General features: G+C 63.6%; 16 protein-coding genes. 9 read left to right on the plus strand and 7 right to left on the minus strand.

Translation table 11 applies throughout. The features are described 5' to 3' along the window. Nucleotides 1-92 precede the first annotated feature (92 nt). Both ACIPHN_RS18120 and ahpC read right to left on the minus strand, forming a co-directional pair. Complete coding sequence (locus ACIPHN_RS18120; protein ID WP_400438232.1) at nucleotides 93-1,466, minus strand: alkyl hydroperoxide reductase subunit F; 1,374 nt, start codon at nucleotides 1,464-1,466, stop codon at nucleotides 93-95. Nucleotides 1,467-1,623: 157 nt separating this feature from the next. Then, a complete protein-coding gene (gene ahpC / locus ACIPHN_RS18125; protein ID WP_400438234.1) occupies nucleotides 1,624-2,187 on the minus strand; it encodes an alkyl hydroperoxide reductase subunit C in 564 nt (187 codons plus the stop codon). A 346-nt stretch (nucleotides 2,188-2,533) separates the two neighbouring features. Between ahpC and ACIPHN_RS18130 the strand changes: the two genes are divergently transcribed. Further along, nucleotides 2,534-2,977 carry an acyl-CoA thioesterase gene (locus ACIPHN_RS18130; RefSeq protein ID WP_400438333.1) on the plus strand — a complete coding sequence of 148 codons (444 nt, stop codon included), beginning with the start codon at nucleotides 2,534-2,536 and terminating at the stop codon, nucleotides 2,975-2,977. 79 nt (nucleotides 2,978-3,056) lie between these two features. Here ACIPHN_RS18130 and ACIPHN_RS18135 read toward each other — a convergent pair whose 3' ends face one another. After that, nucleotides 3,057-4,925 carry a phosphoenolpyruvate carboxykinase (GTP) gene (locus tag ACIPHN_RS18135; RefSeq protein ID WP_400438236.1) on the minus strand — a complete coding sequence of 623 codons (1,869 nt, stop codon included), beginning with the start codon at nucleotides 4,923-4,925 and terminating at the stop codon, nucleotides 3,057-3,059. Nucleotides 4,926-5,320: 395 nt separating this feature from the next. Beyond that, nucleotides 5,321-6,211, minus strand: coding sequence for a LysR family transcriptional regulator (locus ACIPHN_RS18140; RefSeq protein WP_400438238.1), 891 nt, complete (start codon nucleotides 6,209-6,211; stop codon nucleotides 5,321-5,323). Nucleotides 6,212-6,399: 188 nt separating this feature from the next. Here ACIPHN_RS18140 and ACIPHN_RS18145 point away from each other — a divergent pair, with 188 nt between their 5' ends. Beyond that, nucleotides 6,400-7,407, plus strand: a complete 1,008-nt coding sequence (locus ACIPHN_RS18145; RefSeq protein WP_400438240.1) for a zinc-dependent alcohol dehydrogenase family protein — start codon at nucleotides 6,400-6,402, stop codon at nucleotides 7,405-7,407. A 127-nt stretch (nucleotides 7,408-7,534) separates the two neighbouring features. Continuing rightward, nucleotides 7,535-8,521, plus strand: a complete 987-nt coding sequence (locus ACIPHN_RS18150) for a D-2-hydroxyacid dehydrogenase family protein (RefSeq protein WP_400438242.1) — start codon at nucleotides 7,535-7,537, stop codon at nucleotides 8,519-8,521. On the opposite strand, the gene ACIPHN_RS18155 is transcribed toward ACIPHN_RS18150, so the two are convergent. Next, nucleotides 8,499-9,263, minus strand: coding sequence for an L-asparaginase (locus ACIPHN_RS18155; protein WP_400438244.1), 765 nt, complete (start codon nucleotides 9,261-9,263; stop codon nucleotides 8,499-8,501). The genes ACIPHN_RS18150 and ACIPHN_RS18155 overlap by 23 nt on opposite strands. Nucleotides 9,264-9,600: 337 nt before the next feature. On the opposite strand from ACIPHN_RS18155, the gene ACIPHN_RS18160 reads away from it, so the two are divergent. Together ACIPHN_RS18160 and ACIPHN_RS18165 are read left to right on the plus strand one after the other, a co-directional pair. Then, nucleotides 9,601-12,240 carry a chemotaxis protein CheW gene (locus tag ACIPHN_RS18160; protein WP_400438246.1) on the plus strand — a complete coding sequence of 880 codons (2,640 nt, stop codon included), beginning with the start codon at nucleotides 9,601-9,603 and terminating at the stop codon, nucleotides 12,238-12,240. 83 nt (nucleotides 12,241-12,323) lie between these two features. Then, complete coding sequence (locus ACIPHN_RS18165; RefSeq protein WP_400438248.1) at nucleotides 12,324-12,809, plus strand: asparaginase domain-containing protein; 486 nt, start codon at nucleotides 12,324-12,326, stop codon at nucleotides 12,807-12,809. 13 nt (nucleotides 12,810-12,822) lie between these two features. On the opposite strand, the gene ACIPHN_RS18170 is transcribed toward ACIPHN_RS18165, so the two are convergent. Then, a complete protein-coding gene (locus ACIPHN_RS18170; protein ID WP_400438250.1) occupies nucleotides 12,823-13,737 on the minus strand; it encodes a LysR family transcriptional regulator in 915 nt (304 codons plus the stop codon). 158 nt (nucleotides 13,738-13,895) lie between these two features. Here ACIPHN_RS18170 and ACIPHN_RS18175 point away from each other — a divergent pair, with 158 nt between their 5' ends. Next, nucleotides 13,896-14,945 (plus strand): YeiH family protein, encoded by a 1,050-nt coding sequence (locus ACIPHN_RS18175; RefSeq protein ID WP_400438252.1) that lies wholly within the window; start codon nucleotides 13,896-13,898, stop codon nucleotides 14,943-14,945. A gap of 69 nt (nucleotides 14,946-15,014) precedes the next feature. On the opposite strand, the gene ACIPHN_RS18180 is transcribed toward ACIPHN_RS18175, so the two are convergent. After that, nucleotides 15,015-15,485, minus strand: a complete 471-nt coding sequence (locus tag ACIPHN_RS18180; RefSeq protein ID WP_400438254.1) for an SRPBCC family protein — start codon at nucleotides 15,483-15,485, stop codon at nucleotides 15,015-15,017. 157 nt (nucleotides 15,486-15,642) lie between these two features. On the opposite strand from ACIPHN_RS18180, the gene ACIPHN_RS18185 reads away from it, so the two are divergent. The 3 genes from ACIPHN_RS18185 (at nucleotide 15,643) to ACIPHN_RS18195 (ending at nucleotide 19,623) form a co-directional block, all read left to right on the plus strand. Further along, the gene (locus ACIPHN_RS18185; protein ID WP_400438256.1) at nucleotides 15,643-17,715 is read left to right on the plus strand and encodes a UvrD-helicase domain-containing protein; all 2,073 of its coding nucleotides are present in this window, start codon (nucleotides 15,643-15,645) and stop codon (nucleotides 17,713-17,715) included. Nucleotides 17,716-17,967: 252 nt separating this feature from the next. Beyond that, nucleotides 17,968-18,780, plus strand: a complete 813-nt coding sequence (locus tag ACIPHN_RS18190) for a basic amino acid ABC transporter substrate-binding protein (protein ID WP_400438258.1) — start codon at nucleotides 17,968-17,970, stop codon at nucleotides 18,778-18,780. Between the two features lie 99 nt (nucleotides 18,781-18,879). Further along, nucleotides 18,880-19,623, plus strand: a complete 744-nt coding sequence (locus ACIPHN_RS18195; RefSeq protein ID WP_400438260.1) for an amino acid ABC transporter permease — start codon at nucleotides 18,880-18,882, stop codon at nucleotides 19,621-19,623. Nucleotides 19,624-19,646: the final 23 nt, after the last annotated feature.

Here is a 19,646-nt window from a genome sequence, read left to right on the forward strand (position 1 = left end):
ATGCCCGCGTCATTTGCCCGGGCAAGCTGCACCAGCAAAAACGCCACCGGCTAAGCGGTGGCGTTCTGCTTGTTGCGGACAATGGCCTTGAATCAGGCGGCGACTGCTTCCTGAGATGCGGCCGGGCTCACCTCATCGACCGACGAGCGGATCAGGTGGTCGAAGGCCGACAGCGCGGCAGTAGCACCAGCGCCCACGGCGATGACGATCTGCTTGTACGGCACGGTGGTCACGTCACCCGCGGCGAACACGCCGGGAATCGAGGTCTGGCCACGCGCATCGATCTCGATCTCGCCGTGCTTCGACAAGGCCAGGGTTCCCTTCAGCCACTCGGTGTTGGGCACCAGGCCAATCTGGACGAACACGCCTTCCAGCTCCACGTGCCTGATCTCGCCGGTATCACGTTCCTTGTAGCTGATGCCATTGACGCGCTGGCCATCGCCGGTGATCTCGGTGGTCTGCGCCGAGGTCACGACGGTGACATTGGGCAGGCTCTTCAACTTGCGCACCAGCACCGCATCGGCCTTGAGTTCGGCAGCGAATTCGATCAGGGTAACATGGGCGACGATACCGGCCAGGTCGATGGCCGCTTCCACACCCGAGTTGCCGCCACCGATCACCGACACGCGCTTGCCCTTGAACAGCGGACCATCGCAGTGCGGGCCATCTGTTTCCTTCACCGAGACGAAGTTCTCGATGGCCATGGTGTCGAGCACCTGGCCGCCGAAACGCTCGGCCACCACACCGGTGCGGATACCCTTGCGGGCGGCGTAGATGGCAGCAGCGGCGCCAGCGGGGCCACCGCCGACGATGAGCACGTCGTAGGGCTCCTTGGTGCTGAGTTCCTCACCCTTGCGGGCGGCAGCACCGGTATCGAGCTTGGCGAGGATTTCTTCCACGCCAGTACGGCCCTGGCCGAACACTTCGCCATTCATGTAGACGGTCGGCACGGCCATGATCTGGCGCTGCTCGACTTCACCCTGGAACAGCGCGCCATCGATGGTCACCGAGCGGATGCGCGGATTGATGATGGACATCACGTTCAGGGCCTGCACGACTTCCGGGCAGTTCTGGCAAGTCAGCGAGACATAGGTCTCGAAGCTGTAGTCGCCATCCAGGTTCTTGATCTGCTCGATGACCTTGTCGTCGAGCTTGACCGGGTGGCCACCCACTTGCAGCAGGGCCAGCACCAGGGAGGTAAATTCGTGGCCCATCGGGATGGCAGCGAATTCGACGCTGATATCGGTCCCGGGGCGGTTCAGTGTGAACGACGGGGTACGTGCGTTCGCGGCGGAATCACGTTGCTCGACCAGCTTGATGCGGTCCGACAGCAGCACGATGTCCTGCAGGAGTTCCTGCATCTCGCGGGACTTGGCGCCATCATCGAGCGACGCGACGATCTCGATCGGGTGGCTGACCTTTTCCAGATAGGCCTTCAGTTGGGTCTTGAGATTGGCATCCAGCATGATGATTGCTTCCTTGTTGGGAGATTCAAATCGTCCGGAGCACGGCCTCGCCCTTGTGGGGGTCGACCGCTGGCCCCTGGGGGCCACTCCGGACGGATACAGCGGGGTAATTACTTCAGGTCATTGCATGACCCGGCGGGCCTGGCCCGACCGGTCATTAGATCTTGCCGACCAGATCCAGCGACGGCTTCAGGGTTGCAGCGCCTTCTTCCCACTTGGCGGGGCAGACTTCACCCGGGTGCGAGGCGACGTACTGGGCAGCCTTGACCTTGCGCAGCAGTTCGGAAGCGTCACGGCCGATGCCGTTGTCGTGGATTTCCAGGACCTTGATCTGGCCTTCCGGATTGATCACGAAGGTACCGCGCAGGGCAAGGCCTTCTTCTTCGATCAGCACTTCGAAGTTGCGTGCCAGGGTGGTGGTCGGGTCGCCAACCAGCGGGTATTGGACCTTCTTGATGGCTTCCGAGGTGTCGTGCCATGCCTTGTGGGCGAAGTGGGTGTCGGTCGAGATACCGTAGATTTCAACGCCCAGCTTCTTGAATTCAGCGTAGTTGTTGGCCAGGTCTTCCAGTTCGGTCGGGCACACGAACGTGAAGTCAGCCGGGTAGAACACGAACACGGACCACTTGCCCTTCAGGGTGGCTTCGGAGATGTCGACGAACTTGCCATCGTGGAAAGCGGTTGCCTTGAACGGCTTGATAGTGGTGTTGATCAGGGACATGTCTATTTCCTTTTAAGGGGGGGTTGAGTGAAGCGACGGGATGAATAGTAGAACGCCATTCAAAATAGATCAATTTTATTTAATCAATACTTTTGATTGGATTTAACTATCACCATGACGAACAAGGCTATCGGAGATGCGCCCGCCGTTCATCTGGTGGCGCCACGTGCAGATGCAAGCCGGACCATCAGGCATTCTCTGCAATTTCCGATAGCAATCGCTTAACATGAGCGCTCCCGCGCATCGAGGCAAGCGCCCCGGTGCGCGGAAGTGGGAGCCATGTTACTGCAAGCAAGACGATCTTGTGCAAGTGCACAAGCTGACCAATTCCACCACCCAGCCACCGATGAGCGAGCCACGCCAGCAAGCCGGCCACCGTGCCGATTTCCGCCACTTCCACCCGATCCAGACGCGCTGGATGGACAACGACGTCTATGGTCACGTCAACAATGTCGTCTACTACAGCTGGTTCGATACCGCCGTGAACCACTACCTGGTGGCGCAAGGCGTGCTCGATATCGAGCATGGCGCCGTGATCGGCCTGGTCATCGAGACCCGCTGCAACTATTTCGCTTCGGTGGCCTTCCCGGAGCAGATCGAGGTCGGCGTGCGGGTGGCGCACCTGGGGCGCAGCAGCGTGCGCTATGAACTGGGGATCTTCAAGGCCGGTGAGGAGACGGCGGCGGCACAGGGCCACTTCGTGCACGTCTATGTGGATCGTCAATCGCGCCGGCCGGTGGCGCTTCCCGAGGCCTTGCGCGGCGCGCTGGCCGCACTGTCGCCCCGCTGACGCCGCAAAAGAAAACGCCTGCCGCATCACTGCGGCAGGCGCTTCCCTGTCTCCTGCTAGCCGGAACCGGCCGGTCAGCTTAGGCTGCCAGCTTCTTCTCCAGCTTCTCCTTCACACCTTGCAGTTCGGCCGGCAGCTTGTACTTGAGCTTGTCGAACAGTTCGGCATGCAGCTCCAGTTCCTTGAGCCAGGCGGCCTTGTCGATGGAGGTGATGGTGGTGAACTGCTCGGCGCTGAAATCCAGGCCTTCCCATTGCAGATCGTCGAAGCGCGGGGTGATGCCGAACAGGTGCTCGACACCGCCGGTCTTGACGCCTTGCGGATCCTCGATACGGTCCAGCATCCACTTCAGCACGCGCATGTTGTCGCCGAAGCCGGGCCAGACGAACTTGCCGTCGGCATCGGTACGGAACCAGTTCACGCAGTAGATCTTGGGCAGCTCGGCCGGGGAGGCGGCGATCTTCTTGCCGATATCCAGCCAGTGCTGGAAGTATTCGCTCATGTTGTAGCCGGCGAAGGGCAGCATGGCGAACGGGTCGCGACGCACCACGCCCTGCTGGCCGACGGCCGCGGCGGTGGTTTCCGAACCCATGGTGGCGGCCATGTAGACGCCTTCGACCCAGTTGCGGGCTTCGGTCACCAGCGGCACGGTGGTGGAACGGCGGCCGCCGAAGATGAAGGCCGAGATCGGCACGCCGGCCGGATCGTCCCAGGCCGGATCGATCACCGGGTTCTGGGTGGCGGCAACGGTGAAGCGCGCGTTCGGATGGGCTGCCTTGCGGCCGGTTTCCTTGGCGATTTCCGGGGTCCAGTCCTTGCCCTGCCAGTCGATCAGGTGCGCCGGGGCTTCCTTGCTCATGCCTTCCCACCAGACGTCGCCGTCATCGGTCAGCGCCACGTTGGTGAAGATGGTGTTGGCCGAGACCGAGGCCATGCAGTTGAAGTTGCTCTTCTCGTTGGTGCCCGGGGCCACGCCGAAGTAGCCGGCTTCCGGGTTGATCGCGTACAGGCGGCCATCGGCACCCGGCTTGATCCAGGCGATATCGTCACCGATGGTGGTGACCTTCCAGCCGCCGAAGGCCTTGGGCGGAATCAGCATGGCGAAGTTGGTCTTGCCGCAGGCCGACGGGAAAGCCGCTGCCACGTAGTGCTTCTTGCCTTCCGGGGACTCCACGCCCAGGATCAGCATGTGCTCGGCCAGCCAGCCCTGGGCGCGGCCCATGGTGGAGGCGATACGCAGGGCGAAGCACTTCTTGCCCAGCAGCGCGTTGCCGCCGTAGCCCGAACCGTAGGACCAGATCTCGCGGGTTTCCGGATAGTGGACGATGTACTTGGTGGCGTTGCACGGCCAGGCCACATCCTTCTGGCCGGCGGCCAGCGGCGCGCCCACGGTGTGCACGCAAGGCACGAACTCGCCATCGCTGCCCAGCACGTCATACACGGCGCGACCCATGCGGGTCATGATGCGCATGTTCACGGCCACGTAGGGCGAATCGGACAGTTCCACGCCGATGTGGGCGATGGGCGAGCCCAGCGGGCCCATCGAGAACGGCACCACGTACAGGGTGCGGCCGGCCATGCAGCCGTCGAACAGGCCGTTCAGGGTCTGGCGCATCTCGGCCGGATCGGTCCAGTTGTTGGTCGGACCGGCGTCTTCCTTGTTCTGCGAGCAGATGAAGGTGCGGTCTTCCACGCGGGCCACGTCGGACGGGTCCGAGCAGGCCAGGTAGCTGTTGGGACGCTTTTCCTGGTTCAGCTTCTTCATGGTGCCGGCGGCGACCATCTCGGCGCACAGGCGGTCGTATTCTTCCTGGGAGCCATCGCACCAGTAAATGCGAGCCGGCTTGGTCAGGGCGGCGATTTCAGCAACCCAGTTGATCAGTTTCTGCTGTTTGACGTAGGCGGGGGCATTCACTGCGGGAATGCCTGCCATCAGGGGTTGGTTCATGTTGATACCTCCAATGCCACAAGTTAAAGATGAATTCGGTTGGCACGGCAGGAGCGTCGCTGCAGGACGCCGGCGGAAGGTCCACACGCCAGCCAGCAATACGGCGGTCCTGTCGATGGCGACGGCCTCGGTGGAGGCCCTGCACCTTGCCCGCCACCCTGGTTGGAAGCGGGTTTTACACATTCCCGGACAGCCAGGAATGCAGGAAAGTGGCTGCGATTGTACCCCGATAAAAAGCAAATTACTGAAATTTGTAGCGAGAAATACCCGACTTATGTAGTAGGTAATTACAAATTAAAAGAATTCTGTTTTTTCATTACTGAGACGCATAACAGCGATTTCGGGAAAAACCGCATCAACACTGGATTTGCGGGGCATTGCGGCCGATATGCCATTCACGCCGTGAATATCTCTTGCAAAAAGGCGACGAAAACTTTCACCTTGGCCGTCTCCCTGCGGGTCGGTTGGTAAAGCGCCACGATATCCGGTCCGGCCACCTGCCACTCCGGCAGGACCGGCACCAGGCTGCCCTCCTGCAAGGCAGGATCGAGGGTCACGGACATCTGCTGGATGATGCCGCCACCGGCCTGGGCGGCGGCGACCAGGGATTCCACGTGGTCCATCGCCAGCAGGCCCTTGGGAATATGCGAGCTTTCCATCCCGCCATGACTGAAGCGCCAGGGCTTGATCATGCGCGTGCGCGGGTTGAGGAAACCCAGGCAGGCAAACTGGTCCAGCGCCTCGGGCGTCTGCGGCCAGCCATGCTGCTGCAGGTAGGTCGGTGCCGCGCAGCACAGATAGCGGGTCCCCGCCAGCTTGCGCGCCACCATGCCGGAATCGCCCAGCGTGCCGATGCGCACCACCACGTCCAGCCCCTCCTCCACCATGTCGACCATGCGGTCGCTGACCGTGACGCGCAGTTCCAGATCGGGATACTGGCGCAGGAAACGCGGTAGCGCGGGCGCCACGTAGCGGCGACTGATGACGCTGGGCAGATCCACCCGCAGCAGGCCTGCGGGGCGTGTATCGGATGCCCGCAGACCCGCCTCCAGCTCGCCCATGTCGGCCAGCAGCCGCAAGGCCTGCTGGTGGCAATGCCGACCCTCTTCGGTGAGCGACATGCTGCGCGTGGTGCGATTGAGCAGGCGCACCTTGAAGTGCGCTTCCAGGGCGGCGATGTGGTTGGTCACGGAGGAAGTCGACATGGACAGCTTTTCAGCCGCACGGCTGAATGCGCCCGCCTCGACCACCGCGCAAAAGACCTTGAGCATGTCCAGCCTATCCATGTTGCTCTCCTGTACCGTCGTTATAGGTGGGCTGATTCTAGGCCATGGCGGGCCACGGATTATTCGGCGTTGCGCAATTCTGACTTGGGCGCAGCCCGCTTTTTCCGCCGGACGCCCTCCCCCAGACTGCGTGCATCGACCTGCCGCCATGCGGTGAGGCGATTCTTCCACCACCATCAGGAGTCATCATGTCCAACGCCAGTCCTCTCATGCAAGCCGCCCTGCTGACCCAGTTCGGCGCCCCGCTGTCCATCGCCGCCATCGAACAGCCCGCCTTGCGCCCCGGCCAGGTGCTGGTGCGCGTGCTCGCCAGTGGCGTCAACCCGCTCGATACCAAGATCCAGGGCGGCAATGCGGCCCACGCCCAGGCCCGTTTGCCGGCCATCCTCGGCATCGACCTGGCCGGCGTGGTCGAGGCGGTCGCGCCCGGCGAAACGCGCTTCCTGGCCGGGGACGAGGTCTATGGCATGACCGGCGGCATTGGCGGCGTGCCAGGATCGCTGGCCCAGTTCGCGGCGGTCGATGCCGACCTGCTGGCCCACAAGCCGCGCACCCTGGATATGCGCCAGGCCGCCGCCCTGCCGCTGATCTTCATTACAGCCTGGGAAGGCCTGGTCGAGCGCGCCCGCGTGCAGGCCGGCCAGAAGGTGTTGGTGCATGGCGGCGCAGGCGGGGTCGGGCACATCGCCGTGCAGATCGCACGTTCGCTGGGCGCCCAGGTCTACGCTACCGGCAGCGCCGACCAGAAGGCGCTCATCGAAAGCCTGGGCGCCACGGCCATCGACTACCGCAGCCAGACGGTGGACGACTACGTGCAGCAATACACCGGCGGCCAGGGCTTCGACGTCATCTACGACACCGTCGGCGGCGCCACCCTGGATGCCTCCTTCGCCGCCGCCAGGCGCTATGTCGGTCATGTCGTCAGCTGCCTGGGCTGGGGTGCGCACAAGCTGGCGCCGCTGTCCTTCCGGGGCGCCACCTATTCGGGCGTCTTCACCCTGTTGCCGCTGTTGACCGGGGAAGACCGCCAGCGGCACGGCCAGATCATGCGGGAAGCGGCGCGCATGGCCGATGCCGGGCAATTGCGGGTGCTCATGGATGGCCGCCGCTTCACGCTGGAGCAGGTCAACCAGGCCCATGCGCTGGTCGCCGAGGGCCAGGCGCGCGGCAAGCTGGTCATCGACATCGGCCAGTGAGATCGAAGGGAAACGGCGCAGGTTGCGCAGCCCGTGCCGAATCCCGGCAATCGCTTTATGATGGACGCCCACGCTGGCCACGCACGTGGCCGGTCACCGCCCATCAAGAGTACCAGGAGACTTCCCCATGAAAATCGCCATCCTCGATGACTACCAGGACACGGTGCGCCACCTCGACTGCTTCAGCCTGTTGAACGGCCATGACGTCAAGGTATTCACCAATACCATCCGCGGCACCGGCCAACTGGCGGCGCGCCTGGCCAGCTTCGATGCGGTGGTGCTGATCCGGGAACGCACCGCGCTGACCAGGCCGCTGCTGGAAAAACTGCCCCTGCTCAAGCTGATCTCGCAGACCGGCAAGGTCAGCGGCCATGTCGACGTGGCCGCCGCCACCGAGCGTGGCATTGCCATCGTGGAAGGCGTGGGTGACCCGACCGCCCCGGCCGAACTGACCTGGGCCCTGATCATGGCGGCCATGCGCCGGGTCCCCCAATATTGCAGCGCATTGCGCGCCGGCGCCTGGCAACAGGTCTCGCCGACCCCGCATCACAACCTGATCGGCACCGCCCTGAAGGGACGCACCCTGGGCGTATGGGGTTACGGCAAGATCGGCCGGCTGGTGGCCGGCTATGGCCGCGCCTTCGGCATGCAGGTGGTGGTCTGGGGACGTGACGCCAGCCGCGAGCAGGCCCAGAAGGATGGCTACCAGGCCGCTGCCAGCAAGGAGGCGTTCTTTGCCCAGGCCGACGTGCTGACCCTGCACCTGCGCCTCAACGACGCCACCCGCGGCATCGTCACGGCCGCCGACCTGGCGCTGATGAAGCCCACTGCCTGCTTCGTCAATACCAGCCGCGCCGAACTGGTCGAGAGCGATGCCCTGGAAGCCGCGCTGACGCAGGGCCGTCCCGGCCTGGCTGCGCTCGACGTGTACGAGCGCGAACCGCTGCCGGTGGACTCGGCCCTGCTGAAGATGGATAACGTGGTCGCTGCCCCGCACCTGGGCTATGTGGAAAAGGATGGCTACGAACTCTACTTCCGCGCCGCCTTCCAGAACATCGTCGACTATGCCGCCGGCACGCCGAAGAATGTCCTCAATCCTGAGGCTCTGGGGTGATGCGGTGGATGGTGCGCACCGGCGGATCGTAGGCCAGTTGCGGCAGGCGGCCGGAGGCCTTCCACAGGTGCCGCCATCCCGGCGGCCAAGGCAGTGGCGGGCCGGAATATTCAGGAACATTGCGCCGCACCGGGATCACCGGCAGATGTTCAGGCATCGCACCGTTGTGGTGCCAGCCGAGACTGAAGGCATAGTCGGGCAAGAGCGTGGCGCAGACCAGCTCGAACCAGTTGGCGTGATCCTGATCCTCGCCCAGCGCCTGTGCCAGCCCCTGCGGATCGAATTGCGCCAGCAGGCGCGCCAGTTCCTCGGGTGACGCCGCCGGGCCATCGCCCCACCCCATCACCGGATTGAAATTGTAGTCCGCACCCGAGCCATACCAGCCCTCGCGCCAGGGGCGCTCCATCCAGTTGCGCGGACCGCTGAACAGATGCCAGCGCCAGTGCAGCCCGGAAGGCTTGGGCCAGCTGTACAGATAGAGACGCTGATAGCCGGCCCGATGCAGCTCGCGCACCATCGCCATCAGGCGCGCGTGCGGCATGCGGTCCGGTGGCTCGCGGCGGAACAGGATGGGCGTGCCATCGGCATGCTGGACCTCGTCCGAGGAGAGGTTCAGGTCCAGTGTGCGCAGTTCACTGCCAAAGCGCGCAGAAATCCATCCCGTCAACAGGTTGACGAGCACGATCACGCCATAGCCGCGATGACGATGAAAGATGACGGTGCCGGGAGCCAATGGTTTCATATGCGTTCCATTATAAGCGGCCCGATGAAATCGCATTTCCGGTGCCGCCTGACGAGGCTCGCGGTCTGACCAGTCATACCGTTGCGGCCGATCCACGCAGAATTTTTCATTAGTCGATAACCATCCTGTATCGCTACAATCCGCGGCGCATCAAAACAGTATAAAAAATTAGTCCTGCCCGGATCCACGCCGTGACCACCCACCGCAAACGCTTGCGCGCAGTGGCATGCAACTTGCTGGTCTACGCAGGCAACAAGAAAAAATAACAAACAACAGATGTCGGAAGTTCCAACATCGAAGGGCGTTGGACTTGCGACAAACCAGAGGGATGTCAACCATGACCACGCGCAACGCCACGGATAGAGATAGAGACCGATCCAGTACGCCCCATACCGAAACCTTCCTGCCCTACATGCGCGACGTCGCCAGGTGCGAGCAGTCGCTGCAGGAGCTGAACCTGATGTGGCGCATCATCGAGGCCTCGGCCAAGATGAACTGCCCCGTCGAAGCCAAGAGCATCCTTCCCACCATGGCCGCGACACGCTCCGGCTTCTCGCGCCTGGAACACGAACTGGTCAGCAGTCTCGTCCAGGAAAAGGTGGGCAATGTGCTGGCCGAGATCGGCACCAAGGCGCGCTACGTGATCGACATCGTGGTGCGCAATCTGTTCGAGCGCACTGCCGATGTGGGTTTCCTGGCCACCGACCGCGAGCTGTGCAACTTCGTGGCGGGCGTCAGCGATTCGGTGGAAGCCACGCGCTACCGCCTGCGCGAGTATCGCAACAAGTACACCGTCTATGACGAGATCATCCTGCTCGATACCGAGGGCAACGTGCTGGTGCAGATCGACCCGGCCACGCCGCTGGAACACAGCGCCGATCCGCTGATCCGCCAGACGCTGGAGTCCGACACCTATGTCGAGACCTTCCGCGCCACCGACCTGCGGCCGGCCAAGGATCGCGCACTGGTGTATTCGCGACGCATGCACCATCCCCAAACTGGTGCGGTCATCGGCGTGCTCTGCCTGTGCTTCCACTTCGAAGAAGAGATGGCCGGCATCTTCGCCGCCCACTGCGATCCGCAGGCGCGCAGCAACATGCTGCTGCTCGATGGCGAGAACCGCGTCATCGCCAGCGCTGACGCGCTGTGGATCCCACCCGGCAGCGAGGTGCCGGTCAATACCGATGGCCAGCCACGCCTGATGATGCACAGCGGCCGCCAGTACCTGGTGCGCACCTTCGCTGCCGACGGCTACCAGGGCTATCCCGGCCCGGCCGGCTGGCAGGGGCAGGTGATGATCCCGGTGGACGTGGCCTTCAATGGCAGCACCAGCGATGCCCTCTCGCAGCTCGCGCCGGAGGTGGCCGAGGGACTGCTCGCGCATGCGCATTCCTTCTGTCCGCCGCTGCATGACATCATGACCGCCGCCAAGACCATCCAGCGCATCGTCTGGAACGGCCAGGTGATGACGGCCGGCCAGCGCGGCGACATGCTCAAGCTCAAGACCATCCTCGACCAGATCAGCGAGACCGGCAACCGCAGCAATGAACTGTTCGCGCAGTCGATCCATGATCTCTACCAGACCGTGCTGGTGTCGAGCATGCACGATGCCGAATTCACCACCGGCCTGATGGTGGACCTGCTGGACCGCAATCTCTACGAGCGCTCCGACGACTGCCGCTGGTGGGCGCTCACGCCGGAACTGCGCAGCGTGCTGGCGCATGCCGAGATCGATGCCGACGGCAGCGCCAAGATCGACGCCATCCTGGCCACCATCAATGGCCTCTATACGGTCTATACGCGCCTGTTCGTCTACGACCGCCACGGCCGCATCATCGCCAGCACTGGCGACGCGCGGGAGACCGTGATCGGCAGCCATATCGATCAGGCCACGCTGGCAGCGGTCAGTGCCCTGCGCAGCGCGCAGCAGTACCACGTCAGCCCGTTCCGCCCCAGCGCCCTGTATGATGGCCGCGATACCTACATCTACCACGCCGCCATCCGTGCGCTGGACCAGGATGCCGTGGTGGGCGGCATCGGCATCGTCTTCGATGCCGAACCGGAGCTGCGCAACATGCTGGTCGCGGGACTGGCCGGCAAGGAGCGCATGAGCGCCTTCTACGTCAGCCGCGAGGGCCGCATCCTGGCCAGCACCGACGCCAATCGCGCCGTCGGCGCCACGCTGGAGATCGATGTGGCCATGCTGCAGCTGGCCAATGGCGAGCACCTCTCCGGCGTCACCCTGCACGATGGCCAGTACGCCATCGTCGCCGCCAGCGCCTCCAGCGGCTACCGCGAATTCAAGACCAGCGATGGCTATCAGGAAGATGTGATCGCCGTGGTGTTCCAGTGCTTCGGCGCGGTCAGCGAAGGGGGCAGCGTCAATGGCGGCAGCGCCTTCCAGCTGGAGCAGGATGGCGCCGTCAATGGCAACGGCGACGACCTCGAATACGCCACCTTCTTCTCCGATCACAGCCTCTTTGCGATCGCCGCCGCCCAGGTGATGGAAGCGGTTCCCTACAGCGAGGTACTGCCCACGTCCATGGGCAACCGGGTCGAGCAGATCGGCGTGCTGGGGCTGGAACGCGATGGCCAGCACAGGGACTTCATCTGGGTCTTCGACCTGGGCTTCCTGATCCGTGGCACGCGCTCGGCCATCACCAGCAGCAGCCAGGTGATGATCGTGCAGCATGGCGCACACACCATCGGCCTGCTGGTGGACGAACTGCACGCCGTGCCGCAATTCAGCCAGGCGCAGATCATCCATACGCCCTTCGCGATGCAGGGCGAGTCCATGCTGGTCTCGCAGGTGATCAAGGCCAATGGCGGCAAGCTGCTGATCCAGGCCATCGAGGTCGAGCGCCTGTTCGCCTGGGTGGTGGATGGCAGCATCCCGCAGCCGCCCGCGCTGGAACTGGTGACGCAGCCGCCAGGCACACCCCTGGTGGCGCAGAAGGAGGCCCTGCTGGCAGCCTGACCCGGGTAGCCTTTGCAACAAGCCCGCATGCCGTCCGTGTAAGATAGCGGACGGCATTTTTCATATCAGGAAACGGAACCACCATGAGCCTGCGCATCATCGCCACCGGCGGCACCTTCGACAAGCATTACAACGAGATCGCAGGCGAACTCGGTTTCGGCGCCAGCCACCTGCCGCAAGTGATTGCACGCGCGCGCATCACCGCAGAAGTGGTACTGGAGGAATTGCGCCTGCTCGACTCGCTGGAGATGCAGGACGCCGACCGCCAGCGCATCCTGGCTGCCTGCCAGGCCGCGAGCCAGCGCGCCATCGTCATCGTGCATGGCACCGACACCATGCAGCTGACCGCCCAGGTACTGGGCCAGGCGCTGCACGACAAGACGGTAGTGCTGACCGGCGCCATGATCCCCTACGAGATCGCCAATTCCGACGCCCAGTTCAATTTCGGTTTCGCCTGCGGCGTTGCGCAGGTGCTGCCGGCGGGTGTCTATGTGGCGATGAATGGCCGCATCTTCGCCTGGAACAAGGTCGCCAAGAATCGCAGCGCAGGCGTATTCGAACCGCTCTGAGCGCGCACCGGCCTCAGTGCGGTTGGGGCGGCTGGGGCGGCCGGCCCGCCCACTGGCGGCAGAAGTCCAGCAACTTGCCCAGGCTGGGCGAGGGCGCCCGATGCCGGCTGACCACCATGTAGAAATGACGACGCAGGGTCGGCAGCGGCGTGGCCAGCTCGACCAGCTTGTGCGACTCGATCATGTCCTGCACCACCGAACGTGACAGGCAACTGATGCCCAGCCCCTCGGCGGTAGCGCGCTTGATCGCTTCGGAATTGCCGAACTCGAACGAGGACGGCAGGTAGTGCAGGTAGGGAATCAGCGCATGCTCGACCGCCTCGCGCGTGCCGGAGCCGGCCTCGCGCAACAGCCAGTCGGCCTCGCGCAGCATCTTCAGCGTGATCTTGCGGCCTGATTGCAGGATGGGGTGACGCGGCGCGGCCACCACGATCAGTTCATCCGTCATCCACGGCTCGACCTCGACGTCGTCGGCATGGCAAGGCCCCTCGATCAATCCCGCATCGACCTCGAAATTGACCACGGCATCGACGATATCGGCAGTATTGGCCACCAGCGCCCGCACCCGCGCACCGGCATGGTCCTTGCGGTACGCCGCGATCATGGCCGGCAACAGATAGCTGCCGATGGTGGTGGAGGCGCCGATATGCAACTCGCTGCCCGCCGTCGGGTCGGCAAACTGGCGCTCGATGGTCTGCGCGGCATCGAGCATGTGGCGCGCCTGCGGCAGCAACTGGCGGCCACTGTCGTTCAACACCAGGCGCTTGCCGACGCGGTCGAACAATTGCACGCCCAGGAGATGTTCCAGTTCATTCAACGCGGCGCTGGCCGCCGATTGCGACAGCGCCACCATGCCGGCGGCCGCCGTGGTAGAGCCTGACTGGGCCACCGCCAGGAAGATCTGCAATTGCCTCAATGTAATTTTCATCCTGCCCTGCTCTCCATGGCCATGTTCCCGGAATACGGGACGCATCTTCAATCTACCTACTTAACAGGTAGATATTAGCAAAATAACGTGTTTTTCTTTTAAATCCACCCCGCGTACAGTGCAGGCATCGACAGCCCAACCCTCATGTGGAGAGCATCATGCGTAGCGCCGCCCAGACTTCCCCCCTGCATCCCGCCCTCGCCGGCCTGGCGCTCTCGGGCGCGGTAGCCTGGGCCGCCATGGGCCTGGGCGATATCGGCTGGCTGCAGGCACACGGTTTCTCGGCACTGACGGTGGCCATCGTGCTGGGCATCGTCATCGGCAACACGATCTACCCGCGCCTGGGCACAGCCTGCGGCGAGGGCGTGCGCTTCTCCAAGCAAACCCTGTTGCGGGCCGGCATCATCCTCTACGGATTTCGCCTGACCTTCCAGGACATCGCCCATGTCGGCGTGGCCGGGGTCGTCATCGATGCCGCCATGCTGCTGTCCACCTTCGGCCTGGCCTGGCTGGTCGGCACCCGCGTGCTCAAGCTGGATCGCGATGCGGCCTTGCTGATCGGCGCCGGCAGCTCGATCTGCGGCGCCGCCGCCGTCATGGCCACCGAACCGGTGCTGCGCGCACGCAGCGAGCAGGTCACGGTGGCGGTGTCGACCGTGGTCATCTTCGGTTCGCTGGCGATCTTCCTCTATCCGCTGCTCTACACGCTGCAGGCCGAACCGGCATGGGGTGTGCGCCTGCCCGACTTCGGTGTCTACATCGGCTCTACCGTCCATGAAGTGGCGCAGGTGCTGGCCGCGGCCCGCTCCATCGACCAGCACACTGCCGATGTTGCGGTGATCACCAAGATGGTCCGCGTGATGATGCTGGCGCCCTTCCTGCTGATGCTGTCGATGAGAGTCGGTCGCCATAGCTCCGGACACCAGCATCAGCAAAGCAAGCTGTCTATCCCCTGGTTCGCCTTCGCTTTCATCGCTGTGGTGGTGCTCAACTCCTTCTTCCCGCTGCCCGCCGCGCTCAACCGCGTCGTGCTGCAAGCCGATACCTTCATGCTGGCCATGGCCATGGCCGCCCTGGGCCTGAGCACCCACCTCTCGGCGCTGCGCAATGCCGGCATCAAGCCGATGATCCTGGGCGCGGTACTGTTCGGCTGGCTGGTGGTGGGTGGGGCCCTGGTCAACGGAGCATTGGGACGGCTGCTAGCCTGAACGGGCAGGAATAAAAAAACGCGGACCACTGGTCCGCGTTTTTTCATGTACCTGCGTCTTGTGCAGCGATCAATGCAGGGACCCGCGCTGGGTCATCTCGCGGATGATGCGGATGGTATCGATGTCGGCTTCCTGGTAGGCCGAGCGGCGGAAATTGTCATAGAAGGCTTCGCTGCCATCGATATCCTCGGGCTTGCCATCGTCGTACTCGAAGCGCACGAACAATATCTCGGCCTGTGGCTCCTCGATGGTCATGCTCATGCGCGAGGCCGGGATCTCGCCCTGCGCCGGCACTTCGTAGATCACCTGGATCTGCGGCAGGTAGATCACCTTGTCCTGGATCACCAGCTCGCCGTAGCGCAAGGCGCGGCGCACGCTGTCCACGCTCTTCTCGGAGAGCTGGCAATCGTCCAGATGCGGCATGAACAGGCGCGGCGACTCGGCGCGCAGGACCAGGCCGTGCCACAGCTGTTCGCGGGTCAGTGAATCGATCAGCGGATTGAGCGGATCGTTGATCTGGATGAGGTGATTGAATTTCATGTTGGCACTCTGATGCGCTTGCGCGCGGATAAATGTGGGACATGCATGTGGGACCTGCCTGCGGCCGGTCCGATGTGGCCATTGTCCCACAGGGAGGCCTCCCCCGGGCTGCTACAATGGCGCCTCTTTCCCCCCTGCCGATGCCCTCGCTATCCGTATGTCCGCTCCCTCCTTCGGCCTGAACAAACCGCAAAGCGAAGCCGTCCACTACATGACCGGCCCTTGCCTGGTGCTGGCCGGTGCCGGCTCGGGCAAGACGCGCGTGATCACGCAGAAGATCGCGCACCTGATCGAGAACTGCGGTTACGAATCGCGCAACATCGCCGCGCTGACCTTTACCAACAAGGCCGCGCTGGAAATGCAGGAACGCATCGCCAAGCTGCTGAAGGATCCCAAGCAGGCCAAGCACCTGACGGTCTCGACCTTCCATGCGCTGGGCGTGAAGATCCTGCGGCAGGAGTCCAAGCATCTGGGGTTGAAGGACCGCTTTTCAATCATGGACAGCGACGATTGTTTTTCCCTGGTGCAAGAACTGGCGGTGACCACCGACAAGGCCATCATCCGTGGCATCCAGAATGCCATCTCGCTGTGGAAGAATGGCCTGGTCGACCCCAACCTGGCCGAGAAAAACGCCCGCACCGAAGACGAGGCCCAGGCCGCGCGCATCTATCGCAGCTACGTGGCGACGTTGAAGGCTTACCAGGCAGTCGATTTCGATGACCTGATCCGCCTGCCGGTGGAACTGTTCCGTAGCAACGAAGAAGTGCGCGACCGCTGGCAGCGCAAGCTGCGCTACCTCCTGATCGACGAATACCAGGACACCAACACCTGCCAGTACGAACTGGTCAAGCTGCTGGTCACCGGCGTGGGCAAGAAACCCATGTTTACCGCCGTGGGTGACGACGACCAGGCCATCTATGCCTGGCGCGGCGCCACCATCGAAAACCTCAAGCTCTTGGGCGTGGACTTCCCCAACCTGCACCTGATCAAGCTGGAGCAGAACTACCGCTCCAGCACCCGCATCCTGCAGGCGGCCAACGCGGTGATCTCCAACAATCCCAAGCTGTTCGACAAGACCCTGTGGTCCGAGCATGGCCTGGGCGACCCCATCAACGTGATGGCCATGGACGACGAGGAAGCCGAGGCCGACCAGATCGCCATCACCCTCTCGGCCCATCGCTTCGAACGGCGCGCCAAGTTTGCCGACTACGCCATCCTGTATCGCGGCAACCACCAGGCGCGCATCCTGGAAAAGTCACTGCGCCGCGAACGCATTCCCTATGTGATGTCGGGCGGCCAGAGCTACTTCGACCGCGCCGAGATCAAGGACATCATTGCCTACCTGCGCCTGATCGCCAACCAGGACGACGACCCGGCCTTCATCCGCGCTGTCACCACGCCGCGCCGGGGTGTCGGCCAGGCCACGCTGGAAGTGCTGGGCACGCTGGCCGGGCAATGGCAGTGCTCGCTGTTCGAAGCCGTCTACAAGGGCGGCCTCGAAGACAAGCTGACCGACCGCCAGCTGCTGCCGCTGCGCAAGTTCTGCGACTTCATCAACGCGCTGGAGTCGCGCGCCACCCGCCCCGGCCCCTCCGGCAGCGGCGAGGAGGCCGGCCGCGTGCTGGACGACATGATGGAAGCCATCAACTACGAGTTCTACCTCTACGACAGCTTCGAGGAGCGCGCCGCCCAGGCGCGCTGGCAGAACGTGGTGGACTTCGTCAACTGGTTGAAGGAACGCGCCTGCGGTGGCCGCGATGGCGAGGGCGAAGAAAAGAACCTGCTGGAAATCACCCAGATGGTGGCCCTGATGAGCATGCTCGAAGGCCGTGACGAAGAACAGGATGCGGTGCGCATGTCGACCCTGCATGCCTCCAAGGGATTGGAATTCCCGCATGTGTTCCTGGTGGGGGTGGAAGAAGGCATCCTGCCGCACAAGGGCGATCCCGATACCCCGCCCGAGGAGGCAGCGGCGCGCGTGGAAGAAGAACGCCGCCTGATGTACGTGGGCATCACCCGCGCCCAGCGCTCGCTGCACCTGTCCTGGTGCAAGCGCCGCAAGCGCGCCAAGGAAGTGATCGAATGCCAGATCTCGCGCTTCGTCAAGGAAATGCGCCTGGACGAAGGCGAGGCGCCCCCCAAGGAAGACGAGAAGATCACGCCCCAGGCACGCCTGGCCAATCTCAAGGCCCTGCTGCAGAAGCCCCGGACCACACCCGAAGGCAGTTGAGCCAAGGGTTCGGGCAGCTGCGGACAGGATCGTGCAGGAGCGGACCAAAGCCGCCCGGACGTGGCAAAAAACCGCCAGGCTGCGCATTTATTGTGCATTTTTGACGGCAAACTGCACGCTCCGGCGGCGTCGCGGTTTACAATGCGGCCTGCAAAAAAATCCCCGAGTTTCACCGGAGCAACATCAGCCACTGCGCAAGCCGCGCGGCCGGCCCCGTTCCGTTCCACCATTCCAGACAAGGAAATCCGCAAGATGATCAAGATGTTCTCCCGCCACGCCCGCGCGCTGGCGCTGACCGCCGGCTTCGTCGGCATGCTGGGCCTGGCCGCCTGTGGCAAGCAGGAAGACAAGAGCGCCGCCGCGGCACCGCAAGCTGCCGCCCCGGCCCGCGTCTACGTGGTGGGCGTGGAATCGGCCTACGCGCCCTTCTCCTCGGAAAACGAACAGAAGGAAGTGGTTGGCTTCGACATCGACGTCATGAAGGCCCTGGCCAAGAAGATCGGCATCGAGGTCAAGTTCGTGCCGACCCCGTTCGAAGGCTTCTTCAACTTCCTGGCCCAGGGTGACCGCGACCTGCTGATCTCGGCCATCACCATCACCGACGAGCGCAAGAAGTCGGTGAGCTTCTCGGACCCGTACTTCGTGGCGACCCAGACCATCGCCCTGCCGGCGGCCGACACCAAGGTCAGCAAGATGGATGACTTGAAGCCCCTGACCGTGGGCACCCAGAGCGCCACCTCCGGTGACGAGCTGGTGCAGCAGGTGCTGGGCAAGAACAGCGCCAAGATCAAGCGCTTCGACTCCACCCCGCTGGCCCTGAAGGAGCTGGAAAGCGGCGGCGTCGATGCGGTCGTGGCCGACGAGCCGGTGGTGAAGAACTACATCGCCAACAACCCCAACAGCAAGCTGCGCACCGTGACCGACCCGAGCTTCCCCAAGGAAGACTACGGCATCGCCGTGCGCAAGGATGATCCGGAACTGCTGGCCAAGATCAACAAGGGCCTGGCCGACATGAAGGCCGATGGCAGCTTCGCGGCCATCAGCGCGCAATACTTCGGCAAGTAAGCCGCAAGCAAGCAGCAAACGCACTACCATGACGGCGGCATGATGCCGCCGTCATGTCGTTACAGAACCCGTTTTTTTCACCCACCAATCGAGTCCGACATGGATTTCCGCTGGAGCATCATCCAAGGCTATGCGCCGCTGTTCGCCAAGGGCGTTCTCATGACCTTGCAGGTGTCGCTGATCAGTATCGTGATCGGCACCGTGATCGGTTTGCTGGTGGGCATGCTGCGCCTGGCCGACGTACAGCACGGCGCCTGGAAGTGGCCGCTGAAGTGCCTGCGCTGGCTGGCCAGCTTCTACGTGGCCTTCTTCCGTGGCACGCCGCTGTTCGTGCAGATCATGCTGATCCACTTCGCGCTCATGCCGGTACTGGTGCAGCAGGAACATGGCCTCCTGATCAGCGGTGAACTGGCGCGCACCATCAAGCAGGACTACGGCGCCTTCCTCTCGGGCACGGTGGCCTTGTCGCTCAATGCGGGCGCCTATATCTCCGAGATCTTCCGCGCTGGCATCCAGTCCATCGAACGTGGCCAGTCCTACGCCGCCGCCAGCCTGGGCATGAACTACGGCCTGACGATGCGCTACGTGGTGCTGCCCCAGGCCTTCCGCCGCATGCTGCCGCCGCTGGGCAACGAAGCCATCACGCTACTGAAGGATTCCTCCCTGGTCTCGGCCATCGGCCTGGCCGAACTGGCCTATGCCGCCCGCACCGTCGCCGGCACCTATGCCCGCTACTGGGAACCGTATATCACCATTTCCGTGCTGTATTTCTCCATGACCATCTGCCTGGCGCTGGTGGTGGCACGACTGGAAAACAAGTACAGCGCTCCCCACCGCCGCTGATCTGTACCGTTGTGCGTGCGCCA

This window comes from Herbaspirillum sp. NPDC087042 (genome assembly GCF_044745245.1).
In the GTDB taxonomy this organism is placed as follows: Bacteria; Pseudomonadota; Gammaproteobacteria; order Burkholderiales; family Burkholderiaceae_D; genus Herbaspirillum.

What these genes read in the sequence shown, in the direction of transcription:
- ACIPHN_RS18120 (WP_400438232.1), bottom strand. Translation starts at nt 1,466, where the DNA reads ATGCTGGATGCCAATCTCAAGACCCAACTGAAGGCCTATCTGGAAAAG.
- ahpC (WP_400438234.1), bottom strand. Translation starts at nt 2,187, where the DNA reads ATGTCCCTGATCAACACCACTATCAAGCCGTTCAAGGCAACCGCTTTC.
- ACIPHN_RS18130 (WP_400438333.1), top strand. Translation starts at nt 2,534, where the DNA reads ATGAGCGAGCCACGCCAGCAAGCCGGCCACCGTGCCGATTTCCGCCAC.
- ACIPHN_RS18135 (WP_400438236.1), bottom strand. Translation starts at nt 4,925, where the DNA reads ATGAACCAACCCCTGATGGCAGGCATTCCCGCAGTGAATGCCCCCGCC.
- ACIPHN_RS18140 (WP_400438238.1), bottom strand. Translation starts at nt 6,211, where the DNA reads ATGGATAGGCTGGACATGCTCAAGGTCTTTTGCGCGGTGGTCGAGGCG.
- ACIPHN_RS18145 (WP_400438240.1), top strand. Translation starts at nt 6,400, where the DNA reads ATGTCCAACGCCAGTCCTCTCATGCAAGCCGCCCTGCTGACCCAGTTC.
- ACIPHN_RS18150 (WP_400438242.1), top strand. Translation starts at nt 7,535, where the DNA reads ATGAAAATCGCCATCCTCGATGACTACCAGGACACGGTGCGCCACCTC.
- ACIPHN_RS18155 (WP_400438244.1), bottom strand. Translation starts at nt 9,263, where the DNA reads ATGAAACCATTGGCTCCCGGCACCGTCATCTTTCATCGTCATCGCGGC.
- ACIPHN_RS18160 (WP_400438246.1), top strand. Translation starts at nt 9,601, where the DNA reads ATGACCACGCGCAACGCCACGGATAGAGATAGAGACCGATCCAGTACG.
- ACIPHN_RS18165 (WP_400438248.1), top strand. Translation starts at nt 12,324, where the DNA reads ATGAGCCTGCGCATCATCGCCACCGGCGGCACCTTCGACAAGCATTAC.
- ACIPHN_RS18170 (WP_400438250.1), bottom strand. Translation starts at nt 13,737, where the DNA reads ATGAAAATTACATTGAGGCAATTGCAGATCTTCCTGGCGGTGGCCCAG.
- ACIPHN_RS18175 (WP_400438252.1), top strand. Translation starts at nt 13,896, where the DNA reads ATGCGTAGCGCCGCCCAGACTTCCCCCCTGCATCCCGCCCTCGCCGGC.
- ACIPHN_RS18180 (WP_400438254.1), bottom strand. Translation starts at nt 15,485, where the DNA reads ATGAAATTCAATCACCTCATCCAGATCAACGATCCGCTCAATCCGCTG.
- ACIPHN_RS18185 (WP_400438256.1), top strand. Translation starts at nt 15,643, where the DNA reads ATGTCCGCTCCCTCCTTCGGCCTGAACAAACCGCAAAGCGAAGCCGTC.
- ACIPHN_RS18190 (WP_400438258.1), top strand. Translation starts at nt 17,968, where the DNA reads ATGATCAAGATGTTCTCCCGCCACGCCCGCGCGCTGGCGCTGACCGCC.
- ACIPHN_RS18195 (WP_400438260.1), top strand. Translation starts at nt 18,880, where the DNA reads ATGGATTTCCGCTGGAGCATCATCCAAGGCTATGCGCCGCTGTTCGCC.